The following is a 23778-nucleotide window of genomic DNA, read 5'->3' on the forward strand; positions in this document are numbered from 1 at the left end:
GTATATCCCGAAAGAGGAATAAAAATACGGCCTTAATCTATTTTCAGAAATTAAGGATGAGAGTGGTATTATTCTTATTACTGATGGATGGCGATTCCGGGAAAACCGACATCGCCATCCGTCGCTTATACCGTAAAGCCTAACATCATGCCGGTATCTTCATGTTCCAGCAGATGACAGTGCGCCATATAGGCATGCTCTTTGGGCGCGATGTGATCAAATTTCACTAACACCTCGCTGACGCTGCCTTCCACCCGAACGGTATCTTTCCAGCCCGCACGATGGGCCGCAGGCGTCTGGCCGTTCTCCGACAGGATGCGGAACTGCGTACCGTGGATATGGAACGGATGCAGCATCATATCGCCCACCCCGGAGATGACCCAGCGTTCATATTGACCTTTGCTGGCCGCGAAAATCGGCTTGTTCATATCGAACGCCACGCCGTTTATCTTATTCGCGTTATGGAAATCAAACTGACCGCCGTGGTTCATATGACCCATGTCGCCATGCTGCATGTTGCCCATATGCCCCTGCATCTGCCCGTGATGCATGCCCGCCATCGCCTGATCGCCATACTTTTTCATCAGCATCTGCATTCCCATCATGTCGAGCATCGGATCCATCGACAGTTGCAGATTACGCACCGTCAGACCGTCAACCGCAGGTAGCGCAGGCATGGTACTTAGGGTGTCCGGCAGCGTACCGGAGGCATTCACGGCAACCGGCTGAATACGCATGACCGGATGCGGCTTATCAAACGGCGCAATCGCCATCCCCATCTGGCTGACTGGCAGGGTAACCAAATCAAACGGTTTACCGTCACTGATGTCCACCAGTACTTCAAAACGCTCGCCCATCAGCATGGGCAGTTCGTTTACTTTTACCGGTTCCGCCAGCAGCCCGCCGTCGCTGGCAATGACGTACAGTGGACGCTTATCGCTGGCGGCAAAATTGAGTGAACGGGCGTTACAACCGTTAAGCAACCGCAGACGTAACCAGCCGCGCGGCGCAGCATGTTGAGGATAAATGGCGCCATTGGTCAGTAGCGTATCGCCAAACCAGCCTACAGCAGCCGTCATCACATCAAGCTGATAATCAATCTGCCCGGCCGCGTTAAACCGTTTGTCCTGCACGATGACCGGGATATCGTCGATTCCCCACTGCTTCGGGAGCAGCAGCTTATGAATTTCTTCATCCTCAATCAGAACCAGCCCCGCTAAGCCCATCGCCACCTGATGCCCGGTTTTCCCATGCTGATGGGGATGAAACCAGCAGGTCGCCGCTCGCTGATCCGGCGTAAACGTAACGGTACGTTTTCCGCTCGCCGGGATAATCCCCTGCGGCCCGCCATCCACCTCACCCGGCACCTCCAGCCCATGCCAGTGCACTGTGGTCTCTTCCTGAAGCTGGTTGTGGATATCCACCGTCACCGCTTTGCCTTTTTGCAACTTCAGCGCAGGCCCGAGCAGATTACCGTTATAGCCCCAGGTGGTTGCCGCTTTTCCGGCAAAGGTCGACTGACCCGCTTTCACCATCAGCGAGATCTGGTTACGTGCGTCGGCGGTGAGAAGCTCGGGAATGGGCAACGTGGGGCGTTGGGCGGCAAAAACGGTGCGGCTCCAGAGCGGTAAGGCTGACGACAGCCCCAGAGCCACAGAATATTTTAAGAAATCACGACGTTGCATAATTATTTCCTTATTTTGCTGCAGGCGAAATAACGCTAATCTCTGAGCATAGACCCTCCCCTTACGGCAAGGTCAAGCCAGGGATATCACTTAATAGATAATAAAAGTCGTCGCTTCGCCTCCAGTATGCTAACGTTGACTTTCCGTAATGCAGTGGTAGAAGCAATGAAGACGTTTTTCAGAACCATGTTGTTCGGCAGCCTGATGGCCGTATGCGCAAACAGCTATGCGCTCAGTGAATCTGAAGCCGAAGATATGGCCGATTTGACGGCCGTTTTTGTCTTTCTGAAAAATGACTGCGGCTACCAGAATTTACCCAACGGGCAGATTCGTCGCGCACTGGTCTTCTTTGCTCAGCAAAACCAGTGGGACCTCAGCAATTACGACACCTTCGATATGAAATCCCTCGGCGAAGACAGCTATCGCGATCTCAGCGGTATCGGTATCCCTGTCGCCAAAAAATGCAAAGCGCTGGCGCGCGACTCCCTGAGCCTGCTGGCTTACGTTAAATAACCTCCCGTCCCTGTTGCTGAAATAATGACCGTGCATCAACGGTCATTGTTAGCTATGATGTTGCGCCCTTTTTTTACGGGTGTTAACAAAGGAGGCATCACCCTATGGCCGAAAAACCACAGTGGTATGAAACGCTACACGACCAGTTTGGGCAGTACTTTGCCGTCGATAACGTTCTTTATCACGAGAAGACCGCGCATCAGGATCTCATCATCTTCGAAAACGCCGCCTTTGGTCGCGTAATGGCGCTGGACGGCGTGGTGCAGACCACCGAGCGCGATGAATTTATCTATCATGAGATGATGACGCACGTTCCGTTGATGGCTCACGGTCACGCGAAACACGTACTGATTATCGGCGGTGGCGACGGTGCGATGCTGCGCGAAGTCACCCGGCACAAAAACGTTGAAACTATCACGATGGTGGAAATCGATGCTGGCGTTGTCTCGTTCTGCCGCCAGTATCTGCCCAACCACAACGCCGGTAGCTATGACGATCCGCGCTTTACGCTGGTGATCGACGACGGCGTGAATTACGTCAACCAGACGCAGAACACGTTTGATGTGATCATCTCCGACTGCACCGATCCGATCGGTCCCGGTGAGAGTCTGTTCACCTCGGCATTCTACGAAGGTTGTAAACGCTGCCTGAATCCGGGCGGGATCTTTGTCGCGCAGAACGGCGTCTGCTTCCTGCAACAGGATGAAGCCCTCGACAGCCACCGTAAGCTCAGCCATTACTTCGCCGACGTTGGCTTCTACCAGGCGGCGATCCCCACCTACTACGGCGGCATAATGACTTTTGCGTGGGCGACCGATAACGAAGCGTTGCGCCACCTGTCGACTGAAATCATCCAGGCACGTTTTCACACCTCTGGCCTTAAGTGTCGCTATTACAACCCGGCAATCCACACGGCAGCGTTTGCCTTACCCCAGTATCTGCAAGACGCGCTGGCGACAGCATCGTCCTAAGGAGAAGATAAGAAATTGAAAAAACTGAAACTGCATGGCTTTAACAACCTGACTAAAAGTCTGAGTTTTTGTATTTACGATATCTGCTATGCCAAAACCGCCGAAGAGCGCGACGGATACATCGCCTATATCGACGAACTCTACAACGCCAACCGTCTGACCGAAATTCTGTCAGAAACCTGCTCTATCATCGGCGCCAATATCCTGAATATTGCCCGTCAGGATTACGAACCTCAGGGTGCCAGCGTCACCATTCTGGTGAGTGAAGAACCTGTCGATCCGCAGTTGATAGATAAAACCGAGCATCCCGGCCCGCTGCCGGAAACGGTGGTCGCCCATCTTGATAAGAGCCATATTTGCGTGCATACCTATCCGGAAAGCCACCCGGAAGGCGGATTATGCACCTTCCGCGCCGATATTGAGGTTTCAACCTGCGGTGTGATTTCTCCCTTGAAGGCGCTGAATTACTTGATCCACCAGCTTGAATCCGACATCGTGACCATCGATTATCGCGTGCGTGGCTTTACCCGTGATATCAACGGGATGAAGCACTTTATCGATCATGAGATTAACTCCATTCAGAACTTTATGTCCGAGGATATGAAGTCGTTGTATGACATGGTGGATGTGAACGTGTATCAGGAAAATATCTTCCATACCAAAATGCTGCTTAAAGAGTTCGACCTTAAGCACTACATGTTCCATACCCGACCAGAAGACTTGACCGACGCAGAGCGTAAAGAGATTACCGCTGCGCTGTGGAAAGAGATGCGAGAGATTTACTACGGGCGCAATATCCCGAGCGTGTAAGAAAAATGCTCAGGCACTCTGCGGAGTGCCTGAGCCGAATCCGAGACTATTCATTTCCCCATCGATTCAGGAATTCTGCGATATCATCGATGCGTTGCGCGTCAATGCCAGCGTCGACCGCCATCTCCTGCTGCGCTTCTTCGCTGATCTCTTCGTTATTTGTTAAGCGAGCAATCAGTAGCTGGAAATAGCGAGCAAGAGGATCACGCTCCGACGCGTTAACCGGTTCTGCGGATTCCGTCGAATACTCATCCACAATGTCATAATATTTCAGTGGTATTTCATTACCCATCACTCATCTCCTGGGGTTATCCCAACGTTAATTACTCAGGCTGTACCAGCGTCAGGGCGACGGATTGCGCTTTCAGTTCGGCCTGTACGGCTTGCGGTAAATTAACATCGGTAATGACGTCGGTAAAGCGACTGAGAGAAGCCACATTAAATAGCGAATGCGCGCCGTATTTGCTGCTGTCGGCCAGTAGCACTTTTCGTTGCGCATTGGCGATAATTTCCTGCTTCAGTCCCGCTTTGTCCTCAGTCGGCGTGGTCACGCCCTTTTCCATACTCCAGGTATTACAGCTCATAAACGCGATATCAGGATAGACGCTGCGCAGCATTTTGCGGCCAAACTCGCCGATGCATGACTGGCTGCTGTCATCAATTCGCCCACCGACAATAGTCACCTCTATCTGGCGAAACTCGGATAAAAACAGGGCGATGTGCAGATCAACGGTAATGACTCTGAGGGGAAGATGGGTTAAACATTTTGCCAGCTCCAGCATCGTGGTTCCGGCATCAAGCACCACGGCATCGCCCGCATGCACCATCGAGGCCGCATAACGCGCAATCGCCCGTTTTTCGGCGGGCGATCGCAGTTGCTTCTCGTTGGTGGTCGGTTGCACTGCTTCAAAACGCCGTAACGCCACACCACCGTGGCTGCGACTGATCACCCCCTGTTCATCCAGTTTGATCAGATCGCGGCGGATCGTTGCCGGAGAGGCCTCAACGGCATCCACCAGTTGTTCCACGGTCACCAGCGTATGATTTTTCAAATACGCCACAATCTGATCCAGACGGTGTTGTCCTTTCATAACAGGAAATTATGCCAGTTGCATTGCCAGTTTAATCGATACGGCCATGCTCTCAGATTTTGCTTTTCCCGTCCAGGCGATATCAAATGCCGTCCCGTGATCGGCAGAGGTGCGAATAAACGGCAAACCGGCAGTGATGTTGACGCCGTCATAGAACCCCAGCAGCTTCAGCGGGATATGGCCCTGATCGTGGTACATCGCCACCACCATGTCATAGTGACCTTCATACGCCTGCAAAAATACAGTGTCCGGCGGGCACGGGCCGTAAACATCCATCCCCTTTGCCTTCATGTTCTCAATCGCCGGACCGACGATGCGAATCTCCTCATCGCCAAACAGCCCGTTCTCACCAGCATGTGGATTCACCCCCGCCACGGCTATACGCGGCTGCGCATAACCCACACGCTTCAGGAAGGTATCGGCGATACTAATAACAGTCTCCACGCGCTGACCGTTCAGGGTATCTAGGAACTTACGCAGGGCGATATGGGTGGAAACGTGAATGACTTTCAGCTTATCGGTATAAAGCACCATCGCGTAGTCGCGACTTTCCGTCAGCGTCGCCAGCAGCTCGGTGTGTCCGGGGAAATGGTGCCCGCCAAGATGCAGGGCTTCTTTGTTCAACGGCGCAGTGGCGATAGCATGAACGTCGCCTTTCATCGCCAGTTCCGTTGCCCGTTTTACGCAGCGATAAGCCAGATCGCCTGCCTGAGCCTGCACTTTACCCGGCTCCAGTGCGTCCGGGTCCGCCAGCGGCTCATCAATCACATGAATCACACCAGGCACGAAGCGGGCGTCCGCCACCTGCGTAATGGCGCGAAACGTCACGCCCTCCGCCAGACCGTTGGCCTGTAACCGCTTCAGGGTTTGCAGGCATCCCACTACCACCAGCGGCGCGCCGTTAAGTTCATCTTCACTGAGCGCTTTAACAATAATTTCCGGGCCGATCCCCGCAGGATCGCCCATCGTAATCGCGACGGTTTTAGTTACCACTGTACATCTCCTCAATAAAATAAAGCGCATCACAAAGGGTACTGTCGGAGCCGAATCCTCCTGCTTTGGTGATCACCGGCAGATCGTCAATCTCGCTGTTCACGAACGTTCCGCACGGAATGCACGGCGCTACCTCGCTCTGAATGCGATAGCCTTCCGCCCCCAGCGCACTGGCAACGGCGGTCGCAATATCCCCTCCGGTCAGGAACAGGCCGCCAATACGCGCCTGCTCAATAATGCGTAACGTGATGTTTCCAAGACGCTGGCTTAACCGTTCGCCAAGCGCCTGACGGCTCATCCCGACGCTGGCACACAGCGTGTCGATCATCTGTCGGTCGTCCGCACTACGACTGGTACGTAAAATCGTATGGTGGTGACGGCTCAGTAACGCGCAGGCCTGCTCCACCACCGACGCGATTTCCTGTTCGAAACCGGCAGAGGCCAGTCGTGAGGCATCGATATCGACAACCTTTGCCCGGTCCTGACACAGCGCCTTGTCTACCTGACGTCGCGTGGCTTCACTCATCGAACCCGCGACGACCAGCACCGGCAACGCTTGCTTTTCCTGCATAAACAGGCGGACCGGCAGGGCATTGGCGAGACCAGCCGCGCCGACCAGTAACGGCAGCGTCTCCTGCTCACAGATTGCATGCGCAATCAGCGACAAATCACGGTCCTCAACGGCATCCACCACCACCATGCACTCACCTTCAGCAGCGAAAGCGGCTAACAGCGCGCTCAGTCGTCCGCGACGGACATCGTCGAGCGACACTTCATGCACCGGAATGTCACTTTGCAACGAGACTAGTTCCGCAATGCGCGAAGAGATAATCGGTGTTTTGGGATCGCTGGCAAATTCGGTCTCCAGTAATGGTGTTCCGTTGACCAGGCACAGTCCATCGCGTGTTGTGCGCCCTGCGGCGGGGATCGCCGCCGCAATCACGGCCAGCGTCCGGTTAGCGGCGCGCATCGCCGCCGTCACCTCGGCGCCGACGTTGCCACGAAACGTAGAATCAATTTTTTTATACACCAGCGGCGCGGTTTCCCCTTCACACCAGGGGGCTAACGCTTGTTGTACCGCCTGCGCGGCTTGCGCCGACGGGATTGCCCGGCTCTCTGTGTTGATCACCAGCACATCAGCACGACGGGAAGGCTTCTGCGTCGGGGTGAGCATTACCTCTGTGCGTGCGCCTTTTTTCGCCAGTTGCACGCCGGTATCGTTAGAGCCCGTAAAATCATCGGCAATGACGATCATTTTCATGCTTTATTCTCCTGAGTAACCTGACGAGCCTGTTTTTTGGCAACCCACGAGGTCAGGATCGGCGTCAGGATCGCGGTGGTGATCACGGAGGCGGCAATCAATGGCGCGGCAGCAGCAGCGACTTCCGCCAGCGAAGGGTCAGCCTGGGCTATCGCCAGCGGCGTTGCAACGGCATTACCGGCAGTACTGGAGGCCGCCGCTCCGGCAATCCCGGTACCGCCCACCAGACGGTCTGCGCGGATGTTAAAGAAGCCGCCGACGAACGTGGTTAACACCCCCAGCAGGATGCCCGCCAGACCGCCCTGCAATAGCATTTCGAGGTTGATGCCAGCCCCCAGCGCAAAGGCGAAGAACGGGATCAACAGCGGTCCGCCTTTGGTCAGGAAGTCACGCATGTTGTGATCGAGGTTACCGAGGATCATGCCAACCACCAGCGGGACCAGGACCGCCACCAGTGCCATGATCGGAATGTTGGCCATTCCCGCAGCACCCAGCGCGATCATGGTAAAGAATGGACCGTCATTAAGAGACAGAATAGAGATTGCGCCGACGTCACGCTCGTTACCGAACTCGCCGACTAATGCCGCGTACAGCCCCCCATTCGAGTTACTCATGGCAGCAATAATCGCCAGTCCGCTTAAGCCAAAGATCCCTTCAGTCCCGAACAGGTGCTCAACGCCAAGACCGAGCGCAATGGCGATCAGCAGTTTGGTCAGGGTAATCGTACCGCCCTGCAATAAAGCCTGAGGTGCCGCCTTCACGCTGATCCCTGCGCCCATGCACAACAGGAATGCACCGATTAGCGGCGCGGCGCCGTTTTTAAACAGCGCGGTAGTAAATCCGCCGATCTCCAGCGCCTGCGGGGCAAAGGTATTGATAATGGCACCGATAACCAATGGCACGACCATCATGCCGCCGGGTACGCGTTCTATTGCCTTCTTGATGTTCATGGTCTTCCCGCCTGTTGTTGTGTTGTGATTAAATAAAATCACAACGATTATATTTAATCAATTTTAGATCACAAATGGGCCAGATCACAGTTTTAAAATGATTAATAAAAATCAAACAATCATTTTTCGGTAAAAAAAAACCGGACGCAGACGCCCGGCTCCACTGATGATTGAAATTATTCAGGATTGACGCAGAAATTCCCGATAGGCGTTTACCACCTGCAGGAAATCCTCGACGCCGCACAGCGACAGGCTTTCTTCATCGTAGTAATTCATCCCTTCTTCCATTTCGTCGCCGGTAAACTCCAGCTGGTTGGCGCGGATCATCACCTCTTCGCCGTCCATCCAGAGCGTATATTCATGCCCCGCCCGTTGCCAGGAACGTTCGCTGCCTTTTACCGCGTGAGCCGCCTGTTCCACTTCGTCCAGCAGGGCCAGGTTTTCTTTCACTTCTTCATTAAACCAGTGCCCGACCACTTCGTGACCCATGGACATGCGCACCAAAACCCGACCGGTAACATCGCGCAGAAATTCGTAATCCATAATGTAGTCCTCTGCTCCCGGCAATGCGCCATTACCGCATTGCGCCTTGTCTTAATTATCGCAGCCTGGACGCAGAAAAAAAGCGGATCGCGTATAAGGAATGGAAATAAAAATGCCCGGAGAAGCACGCTTCACCGGGCATTGATGCGTTTTTACGCGAAAGGTGTTAGCGCATTACACGGCGGTCTGGAAAATCACACCGTCCGCTTTCTCAGTGTATTGAGAGAGCTGGTCAAAGTTCAGATAGCGGTAGGTGTCTACAGCGGTTTTATCCACCTGCGCCACATAGGTCTGGTACTCTTCAGGCGTCGGCAATTTACCGATCAGTGCCGCAACCGCCGCCAGCTCCGCAGACGCCAGGTAGACGTTCGCACCGGTACCTAAACGGTTCGGGAAGTTACGCGTAGAAGTCGATACCACCGTCGCGCCGTCTGCGACACGCGCCTGGTTACCCATGCACAGTGAACAGCCCGGGATTTCAATACGCGCACCGCTCTTACCAAAGACGCTGTAGTAGCCCTCTTCGGTCAGCTGTGCCGCATCCATACGGGTTGGCGGCGCCACCCACAGACGCGTCGGCAACTGGCCTTTGTGCGCATCCAGCAGCTTGCCGGCCGCACGGAAGTGACCAATGTTGGTCATGCAGGAACCAATGAACACTTCGTCGATTTTATCGCCCTGAACATCAGAGAGCAGACGCGCATCGTCCGGATCGTTCGGTGCACAAAGGATAGGCTCTTTGATATCCGCCAGATCGATGTCGATCACCGCCGCGTACTCTGCGTCAGCATCGGCTTCCAGCAGTTGCGGATCGGCCAGCCATTTTTCCATCCCCTGAATACGACGTTCCAGCGTACGACGGTCGCCGTAGCCTTCTGCGATCATCCACTTCAGCAGAACGATGTTGGAGGTCAGGTATTCCACGATCGGCTCTTTGTTCAGCTTGATGGTGCAACCTGCCGCAGAACGCTCGGCGGATGCATCGGTCAGCTCAAACGCCTGCTCGACTTTCAGATCCGGCAGACCTTCGATTTCGAGAATACGACCAGAGAAGATGTTCTTCTTGCCTTTTTTCTCAACGGTCAGCAGACCCTGTTTGATCGCATACAGCGGAATGGCGTGTACCAGATCGCGCAGGGTAATACCCGGCTGCATTTTGCCTTTGAAGCGCACCAGCACCGATTCCGGCATATCCAGCGGCATCACGCCGGTCGCCGCAGCAAACGCCACCAGGCCCGAGCCCGCCGGGAAGGAGATACCAATCGGGAAACGGGTATGGGAGTCACCACCCGTACCGACGGTATCCGGCAACAGCATACGGTTCAGCCAGGAGTGGATCACGCCATCACCCGGACGCAGCGAAACACCGCCGCGATTCATAATAAAGTCAGGCAGCGTGTGGTGCGTGGTGACGTCAACCGGCTTCGGATAGGCGGCGGTGTGACAGAAAGACTGCATCACCAGGTCCGCAGAGAAGCCCAGGCACGCCAGGTCCTTCAGTTCGTCACGGGTCATCGGGCCAGTGGTATCCTGAGAACCTACGGAGGTCATCTTCGGCTCGCAGTACGCACCCGGACGGATACCGGCTACGCCGCACGCACGACCCACCATTTTCTGCGCCAGCGAGTAACCACGGCTGCTTTCCGCCACATCTTTCGCCTGACGGAAAACGTCTGAGTGCGGCAGACCCAGCGCTTCACGCGCTTTGGTGGTCAGACCGCGACCGATGATCAGCGGGATACGGCCACCGGCACGCACTTCATCAATCAGCACGTCAGTTTTCAGTTCAAAGCTTGCCAGCAGTTCGCCGGTTTCATGGTTACGTACTTCCCCTTTGAACGGGTAAACGTCAATCACATCACCCATGTTCAGGTTTGACACATCCACTTCGATCGGCAGTGCGCCTGCATCTTCCATGGTGTTGAAGAAGATAGGGGCGATTTTACCGCCGAGGCACAGACCGCCGCCGCGCTTGTTCGGCACGTGCGGAATGTCGTCACCCATGAACCACAGCACGGAGTTGGTGGCGGATTTACGTGAAGAACCGGTCCCGACGACGTCACCGACGTAAGCCAGCGGGTAACCTTTACTCGCCAGGGCTTCGATCTGTTTGATTGGGCCAACGACACCCGGCTGATCCGGCTCAATGCCTTCACGGGCGTTTTTCAGCATCGCTAACGCGTGCAGCGGGATATCCGGACGAGACCACGCATCAGGTGCAGGAGACAGGTCATCGGTATTGGTTTCACCGGTGACTTTGAAAACGGTGACGGTCATTTTTTCAGCCAGCGGCGGACGGCTCAGGAACCATTCAGCCTCCGCCCAGGACTGCATCACCTGCTTCGCATATTCGTTCCCTGCTTTGGCTTTTTCTTCTACGTCATAGAAGTTATCGAACATCAGCAGCGTATGGGAGAGCGCTTTGGCGGCAATCGGCGCCAGTTTTGCATCGTCCAGAGCGTCAATCAGCGGATGAATGTTGTAACCACCCTGCATGGTGCCGAGCAGTTCAATCGCTTTTTCAGGCGTAATCAGTGGGGAAGTCGTTTCGCCTTTCGCGACGGCAGCGAGGAAACTGGCTTTGACATAGGCGGCTTCATCGACGCCCGGGGGAACACGGTTGATCAACAGGTCTAACAGGAATTCTTCTTCGCCCGCAGGCGGTGCTTTCAGCAGCTCGACGAGCGCGGCCATTTGGGTTGCATCTAAGGGTTTGGGCACAATCCCCTCGGCGGCACGTTCTGCTACGTGCTTACGGTATTCTTCTAGCACGACGGTTCTCCTCGCTCTCATTGTCATAGTGCGGCGCTTTATCGATGGGCGATTCTCTTCACGCTCCTGTGAGACAGCAGTTTGTAGGGTAAATGCCCGGTACCGCAATGGGCAGAATAACAGGATTTTAGTGAGGTGTTAATCTGTTTACAAAAAAGCAACATAAAAAAGTGGCTGAATCGTTAAGGATGGTCTAATGCCCTTTTCGATTTCAGAAGCGGGAAATTTATCGCTGTTACGAATCGTCACACTATTTCGCATTCTTATAATCACTCTACTGTACCGATCCCAAGATTAGTCAAAAATTAAACTATCGTCTCTTTATACTCACGCAACACTGCACCTGCGGGTGGCAGCACTTCGACCATTGCGATTTCCAGGAAATCGGGAGTAAGAATATGACGTTGCCCTTTAAACCCCACGTGCTTGCGTTGTTCTGTAGCGCCGGACTACTCGCTGCTTCAGGCGTGCTGTATGTCAAAAGCCGCACACCGGAAGCCCCTACGCTGCCCACGCCCCCCATCGCTGCGCAACCGCTCGCGCCAGCCGAAGCGACTCCCGTTGCGAAAGTGAGCTTTACCACGGCGCAAATCGATCAATGGGTCGCGCCGATCGCCCTCTATCCGGACCCGCTGCTTTCGCAGGTTCTGATGGCCTCGACCTATCCGGCTAACGTCGTCCAGGCAGCACAATGGTCGCGCGATAATCCGACACGGCAAGGCGATGCCGCCATTCAGGCTGTCGCAAACCAGCCGTGGGATCCCAGCGTGAAGTCGCTGGTCGCCTTTCCGCAACTTATGACGCTGATGGGGGAAAACACGGAGTGGGTGCAAAACCTCGGTGATGCATTTCTGGCGCAACCGCAGGATGTGATGGACTCCGTGCAACGCCTGCGCTTACTGGCCCAGCAGACCGGCTCGCTGAAATCTACGCCGCAGCAGACGGTGACCAGCACGCCGAAAAAGAGCGTCGCGGCAGCCCCCTCAACCACCTCCTCCGCAACAAAATCCAGCGCCGTTTCCGCCGCCCCAGCCTCCACGGTAATTAAAATTGAACCTGCAGATCCGCAGGTGGTGTACGTCCCCAGCTATAATCCCGCTACGGTTTATGGCACCTGGCCCAACACCGCATACCCGCCGGTGTATCTCCCGCCTACGCCAGGCGAGCAGTTCGCTGGCAGTTTTGTTAAAGGATTCGGCTACAGCCTGGGCGTCGCCACCACCTATGCGCTGTTCAGCAATATCGACTGGGATGACGACGATCATCACCACGATGACGATCACCATCATGATGACGATCATCACGACGGTCACGGTTATCAACACAATGGCGATAACATCAATATCAACGTCGATAATTTCAACCGCATCTCCGGACAGAATCTGAAAACACAGAACATGACCTGGCAGCACAACCCGGCCTGGCGCGGCGGCGTACCGTATCAGAATGGCACGACCGCCCCGCGTTTCCACCCGACCGACGTCAGCGGCGGTCTCAGCGCTACACAGCAGCCTGCTGCGACGGCATCCCGCGACAGCCAGCGTCAGGCAGCGATGGCACAACTGCAACAGCGTCATCCGGATGCGTCTAAAGCGCTGGCTCAGCAACCGATAGCCACAACGCGTGATGCCCAGCGCAAAGCGGCCGCTCAACAGTTGAATCAGGTTGCCCAACGCAATAACTATCGCGGCTATGACGACAACAGCAACAACGCGCGTCGTCAGAATGCGCAACAGACCTTGAAACAATCGACTACGACAGCGCAACAACTGCATCGTGACGATCTCAGGGCCAAAGCGCAGCAACGCCCGATTTCTCAACCGCAGCGGGAGACGGTACGTCAGCGCGTCGAATCCTCCTCGCCACAGCAGCGTCAGGCGTTTCAGCAAAACCATGCGAATGTATTTAGCGGTAACGACAGCCGTTCGCCGAACTGGCAATCGCAGCAGCAGCGCGGTCAGGAAAGCCGCCGTCTGAGTAACATCAGTAATGAGCAACGAGCCCACATGCGCGAACGCGCATCTGAACACCATGAATTTCGCCGTCGTTAACGGGAGCCGATAATGAAAAAAGTACTGTTAAGCACCCTGCTGCTCTCGCTTCCGTTAATGAGCTACGCCCAGCAGATGTTCGCCACGCCAGACGAGGCCGCCAGCTCTTTTGCCCGTGCAATTGCCGACAATAACGATGCGCAAATGACTACCCTGTTAGGCGATAACTGGCGACAGTTTTTGCCCCCTGAAGGCGCGGACCCCGAAGCCATTGCGCGCTTTAACCGCGACTGGAAAGTCAGCCACCAGATTGTGCAACAAGGTAACGTCGCTCACCTGAACGTCGGCCAGGAGAACTGGCAGTTGCCCATCCCCATCGTGAAGGCGAGTAAAGGCTGGCATTTTGATATGTCTGCCGCGCAGGATGAGATCCTCACGCGCACGATTGGCCGCAATGAACTCTCGGCGATACAGGCCATGCGTGCCTATGTCGACGCCCAGTATGACTACTGGCAGCGCAAACAAGCATTTGCCAGCCGAATTATCAGCCATGCAGGTCAACAGGACGGTCTCTACTGGCCGGTAAAACCAGGTGAAACGCCCAGTCCCTTAGGGCCGGCTTTCAGTCCTGAGTCACCTGGCGAAGGGTATCACGGCTATTATTTCCGCATTATTGCCAGCGATAACGCGAAAGGATTTGCGCTGCTTGCCTGGCCGGTGACCTGGGGCGAAACGGGTGTGATGAGCTTCATGGTAAGTCAGGACGACCGGGTGTATCAGACGAATTTAGGGGAAGATAGCGGGCTAAAAGCCATCGCCATAGAGAAATTTACGCCACACGAGCCGTGGAAGCCGGTGGAGTAGCAGGCATAAAAAAAGCGGCATTTACGCCGCTTTTTCGTTACCGGAAGGCTGAAGATTATTTCTTCTTCTTCGCTTTTGCGTTCGGCAGGTCAGTGATGCTACCTTCGAACACTTCTGCCGCCAGGCCCACGGACTCGTGCAGAGTCGGGTGCGCGTGGATGGTCAGCGCGATGTCTTCCGCGTCACAGCCCATTTCGATTGCCAGACCGATCTCACCCAGCAGCTCGCCGCCGTTGGTACCGACAATCGCACCACCGATGACGCGGTGAGTTTCTTTGTCGAAAATCAGTTTAGTCATACCGTCTGCGCAGTCGGAAGCGATAGCACGGCCAGAAGCAGCCCACGGGAAGGTGGCGGTTTCGTAGCTGATGCCTTTCTCTTTCGCTTCTTTCTCGGTCAGACCTACCCATGCCACTTCTGGTTCAGTGTAGGCAATGGATGGGATCACTTTCGGATCGAAGTAATGCTTCATGCCGGCGATAACTTCAGCGGCAACGTGACCTTCGTGAACCCCTTTGTGCGCCAGCATCGGCTGACCGACGATATCGCCGATAGCAAAGATGTGCGGCACGTTGGTGCGCAGCTGTTTGTCAACGCGGATGAAGCCACGATCGTCCACTTCCACGCCTGCTTTGCCAGCGTCGAGGTTTTTACCGTTCGGCACACGACCGATTGCCACCAGCACGGCGTCATAACGCTGCGCTTCAGCAGGGGCTTTTTTGCCTTCCATGGAAACGTAAATACCGTCTTCTTTCGCTTCAACGGCAGTCACTTTGGTTTCCAGCATCAGGTTGAATTTCTTGCTGATGCGTTTGGTGAAGACTTTAACGATATCTTTGTCCGCCGCCGGGATAACCTGGTCGAACATTTCAACCACGTCAATCTCTGAACCCAGCGCGTGGTACACAGTACCCATTTCCAGACCGATGATACCGCCACCCATGACCAGCAGACGCTTCGGTACGGATTTCAGTTCCAGGGCGTCGGTGGAATCCCACACGCGCGGATCTTCATGCGGAATGAACGGCAACTGGATCGGACGGGAACCCGCCGCGATGATCGCGTTGTCGAAGTTGATCACGGTTTTACCGTTCTCACCTTCCACTTCCAGGGTGTTCGCCCCGGTGAATTTACCCAGACCGGTAACCACTTTCACTTTACGGCCTTTCGCCATGCCAGCCAGACCGCCGGTCAGCTGAGTGATTACTTTTTCTTTCCAGGTACGAATCTTGTCGATATCGGTTTTCGGCTCGCCGAAGACGATACCGTGTTCTGCCAGCGCTTTGGCCTCTTCGATAACTTTGGCTACGTGCAGCAGTGCTTTAGAAGGGATACAGCCGACGTTCAGACAAACACCACCGAGGGTGCTGTAACGTTCAACGATTACGGTTTCCAGACCTAAATCAGCGCAACGGAAGGCTGCAGAGTAACCTGCGGGGCCTGCCCCAAGTACCACGACCTGAGTTTTGATTTCAGTACTCATCATGACCTCTTAATTTATTTCCGGCGATCCCTGGTCTTGTCGCCCATCGTCCACCGGGTCGTTCTATCCGTCCGTATTTTACAAAATTGTTAACAATTTTGAAACAACAAAACGGCAACGATTTATCTTTAGCACTAATAACCCCAAAACCATCATGAGATTACCAGAAAAAAGCCGGCCGTCGGGCCGGCTTTTTTGCTTACATCACCAGGCGGCGAATGTCAGACAGCATATTGTTAATGATGGTAATGAAACGCGCACCATCAGCACCGTCAATCACGCGGTGGTCGAAGGACAGAGAGATCGGCATCATCAGACGCGGTACGAACTCTTTACCATTCCACACTGGCTCCATCGCGGACTTGGAGACACCCAGGATCGCGACTTCAGGCGCGTTCACAATCGGTGCAAAGTGGGTCGTACCCAGGCCGCCGATGCTGGAGATGGTGAAGCAACCGCCCTGCATTTCGCCAGCCGTCAGCTTACCGTCACGCGCTTTCTTAGAGATAGCCGTCAGTTCACGAGACAGCTCGGTCACGCTCTTCTTGTTCACGTCTTTAAAGACCGGAACCACCAGACCATTCGGGGTATCTACCGCCACACCGATGTTGATGTATTTCTTCAGCGTCAGGCGCTGGCCGTCTTCGGACAAGGAGCTGTTGAAGCGTGGCATCTGTTCCAGAGCCGCAGCAACCGCTTTCATGATGAAGACCACTGGGGTGAATTTCACGTCCAGTTTGCGCTTCTCAGCCTCAGCGTTCTGCTGTTTACGGAACGCTTCCAGGTCGGTGATATCGGTTTTGTCGAAGTGGGTAACGTGCGGGATCATCACCCAGTTACGGCTCAGGTTAGTACCAGAGATTTTCTGGATGCGGCCCAGTTCCACTTCTTCGATTTCACCAAACTTGCTGAAGTCGACTTTCGGCCATGGCAGCATGCCCGGGATACCACCACCTGCTGCGGCTGCCGGAGCAGCTTCCGCACGCTTGATAGCGTCTTTCACGTAAGCCTGAACGTCTTCGCGCAAGATACGACCTTTACGGCCTGTGCCCTTCACTTTCGCCAGGTTCACGCCGAACTCGCGCGCCAGACGGCGAATCAGTGGGGTCGCATGAACGTAAGCATCGTTCTCAGCAAACTCAGATTTGCCTTCAGCTTTTGCGGCCGGAGCAGCGGCAGCTGGCGCAGGTGCAGATGCAGCGGCTGGAGCCGGTGCGGCAGCCTGCTGTGGCGCGGCAGCAGCAGGTGCTGCGCCTTCCACTTCGAAGACCATAATCAGAGAGCCGGTTTTCACTTTATCGCCGGTGCTGATCTTGATTTCTTTAACGGTACCCGCGAACGGCGCCGGCACTTCCATAGAAGCTTTGTCGCCTTCAACGGTGATCAGTGATTGCTCAGCGGCCACTTTATCGCCCACTTTCACCATCACTTCGGTCACTTCAACTTCGTCACCGCCGATATCCGGTACGTTAACGTCTTTCGCGCCAGTGGCTGCTGGTGCAGCAGCCGGGGCCGGAGCAGCGGCCTGTGCAGGCGCGGCAGCAGGTGCAGCACCCGCCACTTCGAAGACCATGATCAGGGAGCCGGTAGACACTTTGTCGCCGGTGTTGATTTTGATCTCTTTCACGGTACCCGCAAACGGCGCCGGCACTTCCATAGAAGCTTTGTCGCCTTCTACGGTGATTAGGGACTGTTCAGCGGCAACGGTATCGCCCACTTTGACCATGATCTCAGTCACTTCAACTTCGTCACCGCCGATGTCGGGTACATGGACGTCTTTCGCTGCTGCAGCTGCAGGTGCTGCTGCCGGAGCGGCTTCTTTCTTCTCTTCTGCCGGAGCAGGTGCAGCGGCTGCTGCACCGTCAGCGGAATCGAAAATCATGATCAATTTGCCAGTCTCTGTTTTGTCGCCAACAGAGACTTTGATCTCTTTGACAACGCCAGCCTGTGGAGACGGAACTTCCATAGAGGCTTTATCGCCTTCTACGGTGATCAGCGACTGTTCGGCTTCTACCTTGTCGCCTACTTTGACCAGGATCTCGGTGATTTCAACTTCATCTGCCCCGATGTCCGGTACTTTGATTTCGATAGCCATTATTCTTTTACCTCTTACGCCAGACGCGGGTTAACTTTTTCTGCATCGATGTTGAATTTGGTAATTGCATCCGCAACCACTTTCTTATCGATTTCGCCACGTTTAGCCAGTTCGCCCAGTGCCGCGACTACCACGTAGGAAGCATCCACTTCGAAGTGGTGACGCAGGTTTTCACGGCTGTCAGAGCGACCGAAACCGTCGGTACCCAGTACGCGATAATCATCAGCCGGTACATAAGTACGAACCTGTTCGGCAAACAGTTTCATATAGTCAGTTGATGCTACAGCCGGCGCGTCGTTCATCACCTGAGCGATGTACGGAACGCGCGGGGTTTCCAGTGGGTGCAGCATGTTCCAGCGTTCACAGTCCTGACCATCACGTGCCAGTTCGGTGAAGGAGGTGACGCTGTACACGTCAGAACCCACGCCGTAGTCTTTCGCCAGGATCTCTGCCGCTTCACGAACGTGACGCAGGATAGAACCGGAGCCCAGCAGCTGAACTTTACCTTTGCTACCTTCCAGGGTTTCGAGTTTGTAGATACCTTTACGGATACCTTCCTCAGCACCTTCCGGCATGGCTGGCATGTGGTAGTTTTCGTTCAGCGTGGTGATGTAGTAGTAAACGTTCTCTTGTTTCTCACCGTACATACGCTCCAGACCATCGTGCATGATGACTGCAACTTCGTAGGCATAAGACGGATCGTAAGAGATACAGTTCGGGATAGTCAGAGACTGAATATGGCTGTGACCATCTTCGTGCTGCAGACCTTCACCGTTCAGCGTTGTACGACCAGACGTCCCGCCAATCAGGAAGCCACGCGCCTGTTGGTCACCTGCTGCCCAGCACAGGTCGCCGATACGCTGGAAACCGAACATGGAGTAGTAGATGTAGAACGGAATCATCGGCAGATCGTTGGTGCTATAGGAAGTCGCCGCGGCCAGCCAGGAAGACCCTGCGCCCAGCTCGTTGATCCCTTCCTGCAGAATCTGACCTTTCTCGTCTTCTTTGTAGTACGCAACCTGTTCACGGTCCTGCGGGGTGTACTGCTGGCCGTTCGGGCTGTAAATACCAATCTGACGGAACAGACCTTCCATACCGAAAGTACGCGCTTCGTCGGCGATGATCGGAACCAGACGATCTTTGATCGATTTGTTCTTCAGCATCACGTTCAGGGCACGAACGAAAGCGATGGTCGTAGAGATTTCTTTGTTCTGCTCTTCCAGCAGCGCGCCGAAGTCTTCCAGGGTCGGCAGTTCCAGCTTCTCAGTGAAGTTCGGCTGACGGCTCGGCAGGTAGCCGTGCAGCGCCTGGCGGCGTTCGTGCAGATATTTGTGCTCTTCAGAACCTTCCGGGAAGGTAATGTAAGACAGTTTTTCAACCTGCTCGTCAGTAACCGGAACATTGAAACGGTCGCGAATATAGCGCACGCCATCCATGTTCATTTTCTTCACCTGGTGAGCGATGTTTTTACCTTCGGCGGTGTCACCCATGCCATAACCTTTGATGGTATGGGCCAGGATGACGGTGGCTTTGCCTTTGGTTTCCTGCGCTTTTTTCAGTGCAGCGTAGACTTTCTTCGGATCGTGACCACCACGGTTCAGCGCCCAGATCTGCTCATCAGTCCAGTCGGCAACCAGTGCTGCGGTTTCCGGATATTTACCGAAGAAATGCTCACGAACGTATGCGCCATCTTTGGATTTGAAGGTCTGGTAGTCGCCGTCAACGGTTTCGTTCATCAGTTGGATCAGTTTACCGCTGGTGTCTTTACGCAGCAGCTCATCCCAACGACCGCCCCACATCACTTTGATTACGTTCCAGCCAGCACCTTCGAAGATACCTTCCAGCTCGTTAACGATTTTGCCGTTACCGGTGACCGGGCCGTCCAGACGCTGCAGGTTACAGTTGATGACGAAGACCAGGTTATCCAGTTTTTCACGGGTCGCAATGGTGATAGCACCCTTGGATTCCGGCTCGTCCATCTCACCGTCGCCAAGGAAAGCGTAAACGGTCTGTTTAGAGGTGTCTTTCAGGCCACGGTGTTCCAGATATTTCAGGAACTTAGCCTGATAGATCGCACCGATTGGGCCCAGACCCATAGAAACGGTCGGGAACTGCCAGAATTCTGGCATCAGTTTCGGGTGCGGGTAGGAAGACAGGCCATTGCCATGAACTTCCTGACGGAAATTGTCCATCTGCTCTTCAGTCAGACGGCCTTCCAGGAATGCACGTGCGTAAATGCCCGGGGAGATGTGGCCCTGGAAGTACACCAGGTCGCCGCCATCCTGCTCATTGCGGGCACGGAAGAAGTGGTTGAAGCACACATCGTACACGGTCGCAGAAGACTGGAAGGATGCCATGTGGCCGCCCAGCTCGAGGTCTTTTTTAGACGCACGCAGCACGGTCATGATGGCGTTCCAACGGATAGCAGAACGAATACGACGCTCCAGCTCCAGATTGCCCGGATATTCCGGCTCATCTTCAACGGCAATAGTGTTGATGTAATTGCTTGCCCCTGTACCTGCCGCTACTTTCACGCCGCCTTTGCGGGCTTCAGAAAGAAGCTGGTCAATCAGATACTGAGCGCGCTCAACACCTTCTTCACGGATGACCGATTCGATCGCCTGTAGCCAGTCGCGAGTTTCGATCGGATCCACGTCATTTGGGAAACGTTCTGACATGGGGGTATTCCTTATCTATCTAATACGTTGAGTTATCTGGAACCTGTCCCATTGCGCTCTTTGTTCTTCATTCTTCAGGTTGTCTCTTTGTTGGCTGCGCTTCCTTGCGCCAGTCACATAGTTCACTATGCTCCTGGCGACTCGCGCGCTTGCCGCTGCGATACAAGCCGAATTATTTTGAACAACTAAAAGTGCAATAAGACAGGTTCTGCGTTTAGTTGCCGCGCTTTTCATTCATTAGCGCTTGATTTACAACATCTTCTGGCTAACGAGCTACCAGAAAAATCACTAATTCTTTCGCTGCTCTAGACGACGTAAGGCGCGTTCACGACGGCTCTCCTCACGGCTGCGGTCGAGCAGTATCTCTTCGATAAATGCCAGATGGCGATGTGATGCTTCACGCGCCTCTTCTGGCTTACCGGCAATAATCGCTTCGAAAATACGGGTGCGGTGACCACTCACCAGCGGAAGCATCTCGCGACGCGAATAGAGCAACTCGAAGTTCTGACGTACGTTCTGGGCCAGCATGGGCTCCATACACCTTAGCAGATGAAGTAACACCACATTGTGCGCAGCTTCGGTGACAGCAATTTGATACTGGAGGACCGCATCGGACTCGGCATCGCGGTCACCCGACTCTTGCGCCAGTTCAATGGCATGATGCAATTCACGAATACGTGTTTTGTCTTCATCCGTACTGCGCAATGCTGCGTAGTATGCAGCAATGCCTTCCAGCGCATGGCGCGTCTCAAGCAGGTCAAACTGGGATTCAGGATGGTCGGAGAGCAGTTCTACCAGTGGATCGCTAAAGCTCTGCCACAGGCTACTCTGAACAAAAGTGCCGCCGCCCTGGCGACGAAGCAGCAATCCCTTCGCTTCGAGACGTTGAATCGCCTCACGCAAAGAGGGACGGGAGACGTCGAACTGTTTCGCCAGTTCGCGTTCCGGTGGGAGTTTTTCGCCCGGGCGTAGTGTGCCCTCAAGAATCAAAAACTCCAGCTGTTGCTCAATCACATCGGATAATTTTGGTTGGCGGATTTTGCTGTAGGCCATGATGTCCTGTCTTAAGCCATTTGCCCGAAGTCAATTGGTCTTACCAATTTCATATCTGTGACGCTAAAGTAACAAAGTATTCACCTTATGTCCATACAGGTTTTGATTGAAATCAGTAAAGCAGGCACATTTTAACAACAACACAGAAATATCGTTTCAAACATGTAACTATGCACAAATGTTAAATTTACCACCCGAGAGGTAGTTTTAACCTTATTGAAACGAAGAAAAATCCTGGTTGAACCGATTCATATGCATTTTTATGCATATTTTAGATATAGATAATCACTTTATATCTAACAAAAGTGTTATCAGGAAGTAAGAGGCGGGAGAGACAACTGCTCTCTTTTTATTCAACTCGTCATCATCCATTCACAAAGCAGGTGCATTCCCTGCCGCATACCATTATTCTGTTCCGGACAAAAGAGTTTCGGCGACATTTTAAAATTCATTGCTGTAAACATAATAATACAACAGACGGAATTGCAAACTTACACGCATCTCTGCGTAGGACAAATAATAATTACTCAAATTGCCCGGTCGCCGTCACGCGGTCGGGTACTGAAGGGTAAACCATTCACGAGGTTTCATGATGGACAGTCAGCAGCACGGCGAGCAGCTAAAGCGCGGCCTTAAGAACCGCCATATCCAGCTTATCGCGCTGGGCGGCGCGATAGGAACAGGCCTGTTCCTGGGAAGCGCCTCCGTAATTCAGTCCGCGGGCCCCGGTATTATTCTGGGTTATGCGATAGCCGGTTTTATTGCCTTCCTTATTATGCGTCAGTTGGGTGAAATGGTGGTTGAGGAGCCGGTCGCCGGTTCATTCAGTCACTTTGCCTACAAGTACTGGGGAAGTTTTGCGGGATTTGCATCGGGCTGGAACTATTGGGTGCTGTATGTGCTGGTTGCAATGGCGGAACTGACCGCCGTCGGCAAGTACATTCAGTTCTGGTGGCCGGAGATCCCCACCTGGGTTTCGGCAGCCGTTTTCTTTATTGCGATCAACGCCATCAACCTGACCAACGTAAAAGTGTTCGGTGAGATGGAGTTCTGGTTTGCGATCATCAAAGTCATCGCCGTGGTCGCGATGATCCTGTTCGGCGGCTGGCTGCTGTTCAGCGGCAATGGCGGCCCGCAGGCAACCGTGCGTAACCTGTGGGAACAGGGCGGCTTCCTGCCTCATGGTATGACCGGGCTGGTAATGATGATGGCGATCATCATGTTCTCTTTCGGCGGGCTCGAGCTGGTCGGTATCACCGCAGCTGAAGCCGATAACCCAGAGCAGAGCATTCCCAAAGCCACCAACCAGGTAATCTATCGTATTCTGATTTTCTATGTGGGTTCACTGGCCGTTCTGCTTTCCCTGCTGCCGTGGACGCGTGTCACCGCTGACACCAGCCCGTTTGTCCTAATCTTCCACGAGCTGGGCGATACCTTCGTGGCGAACGCGCTGAATATCGTGGTTCTGACGGCGGCACTGTCGGTATACAACAGTTGCGTTTACTGTAACAGCCGCATGCTGTTTGGTCTGGCGCAACAGGGTAACGCCCCGAAAATCCTGCTCACTATCGACAAACGCGGCGTGCCGGTGAATACCATCATCGTTTCGGCGCTGGTGACGGCGCTGTGCGTATTGATCAACTACATGGCGCCAGAATCCGCCTTCGGCCTGCTGATGGCGCTGGTGGTCTCCGCACTGGTGATCAACTGGGCGATGATCAGTCTGGCGCACATCAAATTCCGCCGAGCGAAGCAGCAACAGGGAGTGAAAACCCGCTTCCCGGCACTGTTCTACCCGCTGGGTAACTGGGTCTGTCTGGCCTTCATGGCGGCGGTGCTGGTAATTATGCTGATGACGCCGGGTATGGCGATTTCGGTTTACCTGATCCCGGTATGGCTGGTTGTTCTTGGCATCGGTTATCTGTGCAAACAGAAATCCGCGAAGACGGCGAAAGCCCATTAATTCCTTGAACCCTCACCCGTCATGGGTGAGGGTTGTTACCTGCCTCACACTTTCTCCCCAAC

18 protein-coding genes are annotated in these 23778 nt (G+C 54.3%); 6 read left to right on the top strand and 12 right to left on the bottom strand.

Features of this window, described 5'->3' with window-relative positions:
- Positions 1–125 precede the first annotated feature (125 nt).
- Entirely contained in the window at positions 126–1685 is a 1560-nt protein-coding gene (gene cueO, locus OGW13_RS07080) for a multicopper oxidase CueO (protein WP_287115834.1), read from the bottom strand.
- Between the two features lie 165 nt (positions 1686–1850).
- On the opposite strand from cueO, the gene OGW13_RS07085 reads away from it, so the two are divergent.
- The 3 genes from OGW13_RS07085 (at position 1851) to speD (ending at position 3979) form a co-directional block, all read left to right on the top strand.
- Positions 1851–2198 (top strand): YacC family pilotin-like protein, encoded by a 348-nt coding sequence (locus OGW13_RS07085; protein WP_099490896.1) that lies wholly within the window; start codon positions 1851–1853, stop codon positions 2196–2198.
- A 104-nt stretch (positions 2199–2302) separates the two neighbouring features.
- Entirely contained in the window at positions 2303–3169 is an 867-nt protein-coding gene (gene speE, locus OGW13_RS07090) for a polyamine aminopropyltransferase (protein ID WP_287115835.1), read from the top strand.
- A gap of 15 nt (positions 3170–3184) precedes the next feature.
- Positions 3185–3979: an adenosylmethionine decarboxylase gene (gene speD, locus OGW13_RS07095; protein ID WP_044255425.1), complete on the top strand. Its 795-nt coding sequence runs from the start codon at positions 3185–3187 to the stop codon at positions 3977–3979.
- A gap of 46 nt (positions 3980–4025) precedes the next feature.
- Here speD and OGW13_RS07100 read toward each other — a convergent pair whose 3' ends face one another.
- The 7 genes from OGW13_RS07100 to acnB all read right to left on the bottom strand — a co-directional run bounded on the left by OGW13_RS07100 (position 4026) and on the right by acnB (position 11589).
- Complete coding sequence (locus OGW13_RS07100; protein WP_042997902.1) at positions 4026–4271, bottom strand: YmjA family protein; 246 nt, start codon at positions 4269–4271, stop codon at positions 4026–4028.
- 31 nt (positions 4272–4302) lie between these two features.
- Entirely contained in the window at positions 4303–5070 is a 768-nt protein-coding gene (locus tag OGW13_RS07105; RefSeq protein WP_042997903.1) for a DeoR/GlpR family DNA-binding transcription regulator, read from the bottom strand.
- Between the two features lie 9 nt (positions 5071–5079).
- The gene (locus OGW13_RS07110) at positions 5080–6063 is read right to left on the bottom strand and encodes a D-threonate 4-phosphate dehydrogenase (RefSeq protein WP_080343246.1); all 984 of its coding nucleotides are present in this window, start codon (positions 6061–6063) and stop codon (positions 5080–5082) included.
- The gene (gene dtnK, locus OGW13_RS07115; RefSeq protein WP_287115836.1) at positions 6053–7324 is read right to left on the bottom strand and encodes a D-threonate kinase; all 1272 of its coding nucleotides are present in this window, start codon (positions 7322–7324) and stop codon (positions 6053–6055) included. Before dtnK ends, OGW13_RS07110 begins: the two co-directional genes overlap by 11 nt.
- The gene (locus tag OGW13_RS07120; RefSeq protein ID WP_042997906.1) at positions 7321–8274 is read right to left on the bottom strand and encodes a 2-keto-3-deoxygluconate permease 1; all 954 of its coding nucleotides are present in this window, start codon (positions 8272–8274) and stop codon (positions 7321–7323) included. The genes dtnK and OGW13_RS07120 overlap by 4 nt, the downstream gene beginning before the upstream one ends.
- Positions 8275–8454: 180 nt before the next feature.
- Entirely contained in the window at positions 8455–8817 is a 363-nt protein-coding gene (yacL, locus tag OGW13_RS07125) for a protein YacL (protein ID WP_042997907.1), read from the bottom strand.
- 174 nt (positions 8818–8991) lie between these two features.
- Positions 8992–11589: a bifunctional aconitate hydratase 2/2-methylisocitrate dehydratase gene (gene acnB / locus OGW13_RS07130; protein ID WP_042997908.1), complete on the bottom strand. Its 2598-nt coding sequence runs from the start codon at positions 11587–11589 to the stop codon at positions 8992–8994.
- Positions 11590–11987: 398 nt separating this feature from the next.
- Here acnB and OGW13_RS07135 point away from each other — a divergent pair, with 398 nt between their 5' ends.
- Both OGW13_RS07135 and OGW13_RS07140 read left to right on the top strand, forming a co-directional pair.
- Entirely contained in the window at positions 11988–13640 is a 1653-nt protein-coding gene (locus OGW13_RS07135) for a DUF3300 domain-containing protein (RefSeq protein ID WP_287115837.1), read from the top strand.
- Positions 13641–13652: 12 nt separating this feature from the next.
- Positions 13653–14444, top strand: a complete 792-nt coding sequence (locus OGW13_RS07140) for a DUF2950 family protein (RefSeq protein WP_044267424.1) — start codon at positions 13653–13655, stop codon at positions 14442–14444.
- Between the two features lie 55 nt (positions 14445–14499).
- Here OGW13_RS07140 and lpdA read toward each other — a convergent pair whose 3' ends face one another.
- The 4 genes from lpdA to pdhR form a co-directional block, all read right to left on the bottom strand.
- Positions 14500–15927: a dihydrolipoyl dehydrogenase gene (gene lpdA, locus OGW13_RS07145; RefSeq protein ID WP_042997911.1), complete on the bottom strand. Its 1428-nt coding sequence runs from the start codon at positions 15925–15927 to the stop codon at positions 14500–14502.
- Positions 15928–16126: 199 nt separating this feature from the next.
- The gene (gene aceF / locus OGW13_RS07150; RefSeq protein ID WP_287115838.1) at positions 16127–18022 is read right to left on the bottom strand and encodes a pyruvate dehydrogenase complex dihydrolipoyllysine-residue acetyltransferase; all 1896 of its coding nucleotides are present in this window, start codon (positions 18020–18022) and stop codon (positions 16127–16129) included.
- 14 nt (positions 18023–18036) lie between these two features.
- Entirely contained in the window at positions 18037–20700 is a 2664-nt protein-coding gene (aceE, locus tag OGW13_RS07155; protein WP_042997913.1) for a pyruvate dehydrogenase (acetyl-transferring), homodimeric type, read from the bottom strand.
- Between the two features lie 288 nt (positions 20701–20988).
- On the bottom strand, positions 20989–21753 hold the full coding sequence (pdhR, locus tag OGW13_RS07160; protein WP_042997914.1) for a pyruvate dehydrogenase complex transcriptional repressor PdhR: 765 nt from the start codon (positions 21751–21753) through the stop codon (positions 20989–20991).
- Between the two features lie 589 nt (positions 21754–22342).
- Between pdhR and aroP the strand changes: the two genes are divergently transcribed.
- Complete coding sequence (gene aroP / locus OGW13_RS07165; RefSeq protein WP_086512694.1) at positions 22343–23716, top strand: aromatic amino acid transporter AroP; 1374 nt, start codon at positions 22343–22345, stop codon at positions 23714–23716.
- The last annotated feature ends 62 nt before the right edge of the window (positions 23717–23778 follow it).

Origin of the sequence: Citrobacter sp. Ca225 (genome assembly GCF_030337175.1) — a bacterium.
In the GTDB taxonomy this organism is placed as follows: domain Bacteria; phylum Pseudomonadota; class Gammaproteobacteria; order Enterobacterales; family Enterobacteriaceae; genus Citrobacter_A; species Citrobacter_A amalonaticus.

What these genes read in the sequence shown, in the direction of transcription:
- cueO (WP_287115834.1), bottom strand. Translation starts at nt 1,685, where the DNA reads ATGCAACGTCGTGATTTCTTAAAATATTCTGTGGCTCTGGGGCTGTCG.
- OGW13_RS07085 (WP_099490896.1), top strand. Translation starts at nt 1,851, where the DNA reads ATGAAGACGTTTTTCAGAACCATGTTGTTCGGCAGCCTGATGGCCGTA.
- speE (WP_287115835.1), top strand. Translation starts at nt 2,303, where the DNA reads ATGGCCGAAAAACCACAGTGGTATGAAACGCTACACGACCAGTTTGGG.
- OGW13_RS07100 (WP_042997902.1), bottom strand. Translation starts at nt 4,271, where the DNA reads ATGGGTAATGAAATACCACTGAAATATTATGACATTGTGGATGAGTAT.
- OGW13_RS07105 (WP_042997903.1), bottom strand. Translation starts at nt 5,070, where the DNA reads ATGAAAGGACAACACCGTCTGGATCAGATTGTGGCGTATTTGAAAAAT.
- dtnK (WP_287115836.1), bottom strand. Translation starts at nt 7,324, where the DNA reads ATGAAAATGATCGTCATTGCCGATGATTTTACGGGCTCTAACGATACC.
- OGW13_RS07120 (WP_042997906.1), bottom strand. Translation starts at nt 8,274, where the DNA reads ATGAACATCAAGAAGGCAATAGAACGCGTACCCGGCGGCATGATGGTC.
- yacL (WP_042997907.1), bottom strand. Translation starts at nt 8,817, where the DNA reads ATGGATTACGAATTTCTGCGCGATGTTACCGGTCGGGTTTTGGTGCGC.
- OGW13_RS07135 (WP_287115837.1), top strand. Translation starts at nt 11,988, where the DNA reads ATGACGTTGCCCTTTAAACCCCACGTGCTTGCGTTGTTCTGTAGCGCC.
- OGW13_RS07140 (WP_044267424.1), top strand. Translation starts at nt 13,653, where the DNA reads ATGAAAAAAGTACTGTTAAGCACCCTGCTGCTCTCGCTTCCGTTAATG.
- lpdA (WP_042997911.1), bottom strand. Translation starts at nt 15,927, where the DNA reads ATGAGTACTGAAATCAAAACTCAGGTCGTGGTACTTGGGGCAGGCCCC.
- aceF (WP_287115838.1), bottom strand. Translation starts at nt 18,022, where the DNA reads ATGGCTATCGAAATCAAAGTACCGGACATCGGGGCAGATGAAGTTGAA.
- aceE (WP_042997913.1), bottom strand. Translation starts at nt 20,700, where the DNA reads ATGTCAGAACGTTTCCCAAATGACGTGGATCCGATCGAAACTCGCGAC.
- pdhR (WP_042997914.1), bottom strand. Translation starts at nt 21,753, where the DNA reads ATGGCCTACAGCAAAATCCGCCAACCAAAATTATCCGATGTGATTGAG.
- aroP (WP_086512694.1), top strand. Translation starts at nt 22,343, where the DNA reads ATGATGGACAGTCAGCAGCACGGCGAGCAGCTAAAGCGCGGCCTTAAG.